2 protein-coding genes are annotated in these 2,059 nt (G+C 47.6%); both read left to right on the top strand.

Annotation, left to right across the window (positions count from 1 at the left end; translation table 11 throughout):
- Positions 1 to 281 precede the first annotated feature (281 nt).
- Positions 282 to 1,034: a bifunctional tRNA pseudouridine(32) synthase/23S rRNA pseudouridine(746) synthase RluA gene (rluA, locus tag R7P67_RS23320; RefSeq protein ID WP_318086132.1), complete on the top strand. Its 753-nt coding sequence runs from the start codon at positions 282 to 284 to the stop codon at positions 1,032 to 1,034.
- Between the two features lie 34 nt (positions 1,035 to 1,068).
- Entirely contained in the window at positions 1,069 to 2,031 is a 963-nt protein-coding gene (locus R7P67_RS23315; RefSeq protein WP_318086131.1) for a D-2-hydroxyacid dehydrogenase, read from the top strand.
- Positions 2,032 to 2,059: the final 28 nt, after the last annotated feature.

Raw genomic sequence — 2,059 nt, 5'->3', positions numbered from 1 at the left:
CGAGAACGGTTCGCGGGAATCCAAACGGCGTGAAACCTTATTTAATGTTATGGGGTGCTTTTCCGAACGGAATAAAGTTATTTGGGTAACCACTCTATAAATATCACTCCCGCAGTACTTGTCAAACTATATTTACAAATCAGTTTTTATTTTATTTTTCGAATTTATTGACTTGATTAACCCTGTTGGTTTTGGTGTTTTCATTGGTCGCGAAATTAAAATGCGTTTTGACTGAGCCCTCGTTATAATCGCGGCGTTTTTATTTTCTAGAGATCCCACCCATGGCAATGCTTGAGTACAACCCACCGACTGATCCTTGGATCGACATCGTTTTTGAGGACGACCATATCTTGGCTGTGAATAAGCCGTCTGGTTTGTTATCAGTTCCGGGACGTCTTGCAGAGCACCATGACAGCATGTGGAGTCGTTTACAGGAAGAGTACCCAGATATCCAAGTCGTGCATCGCTTAGATATGTCGACGTCGGGATTGATGGTACTGGCTAAAAACAAGCGAGCAGAAAGTGCGTTGAAAAAGCAGTTCCAGTTCCGCTTAACGCATAAAATTTACTACGCACGCGTTTGGGGTCATGTCGAGCAGGAAGAGGGCGAAATCGATCTGCCATTGATCTGTGACTGGCCAAACCGTCCGCTGCAAAAAGTGTGTTTTGAAGATGGTAAGCCATCAAAAACTCTCTTCCAAGTCGCGAAGCGAGAAGAACATGAAGACGGCACAAAGACGACCATCGTACGTTTACTGCCTATTACTGGCCGATCACATCAATTGCGTGTGCACATGCAAGCGTTGGGTCACCCTATTGTTGGTGACGAGCTCTACGCGACCGAAGAAGCCAAAGCCTTCTCTGAGCGTTTGGAACTGCACGCTTCTGAACTGAGCTTCTACCACCCGAAAAGTCACTGGCTCCGCAGTATTTTTGTTCCGTGTGACTTTTACCCGGAAGCCGAAGAGATGATCTTTGACTATTTCGATCCAGAGCGTAAATTACCTGATTACAAAACACTGCCACGCCCATAAATAGATTTCATTAGGCAGTGAACAAGGAGCCGTTATGTCACTGCCTAAAGTGGTCTTTCTCGACCGCGCCACCATTCCCAATCACATTCAAGTTCCGCGCCCTGAGTTTCCTCATCATTGGATGGAGTATGCACTGACACCGCCTGAGTTCGTGGTTGAACGCTTGGCTGATGCCGATATCGTCATCAGCAATAAAGTGGTGCTGGATCAATCGGTACTTTCGCAGCTGCCTCAGCTCAAGATGATTGCCGTTGCGGCGACAGGGTTTAACAATGTCGACGTGAACTATTGTGCTGAACATGGCATTGCAGTCGCGAACGTACGTGGTTATGCCACTCGATCTGTGCCTGAGCATGTGATCGCGATGTTGTTTGCTTTGCGTCGCAACCTGTTTGGGTACCATCAAGACATTGCGGCTGGTGAATGGCAGCGTAATAAGCAGTTCTGCTTTTTTACTCATTCCATCGGGGATGTTGGCGGCAGTACACTAGGTGTCGTCGGTAGTGGTGCATTGGGACAAGCCACGGCGAATCTGGCTCAAGCGCTAGGAATGACCGTTTTATTTGCGGAGCGTAAAGGAGCGGCAGAATGTCGACCAGGTTATGTGCCATTTGAGGAAGTGTTGAAACACTCTGACGCGTTGACTTTGCACTGTCCGCTTAACGAGCATACGCAGAATTTGATTGGCAAAGCCGAGTTACAGCAAATGAAACCAAACGCGATTCTAATCAACACCGGTCGAGGCGGTTTGGTTGATGAGCAAGCGTTGGTGGATGCTCTAAAACAGGGGGAGATCGCAGCAGCAGGTTTTGATGTATTTACTCAGGAGCCTGCCGATGAGAGCAACCCTCTGATCGCTAATATTCACTTACCGAATTTGCTGTTAACGCCTCATGTTGCGTGGGGAAGTGATTCGTCGATTCAACGCTTGGCTGACATTCTGATTGAGAACATTAACGCGATTCAGCGCGGAGACCTCCTCAATCGCCTCGCTTAATGGGCGTTGATTATCCGCATTAACAAAG

The organism is Vibrio sp. Vb0937, from assembly GCF_033338855.1.
Note: the sequence above shows the minus strand (reverse complement) of the source record. Positions and strands in the feature narration are given on the sequence as shown.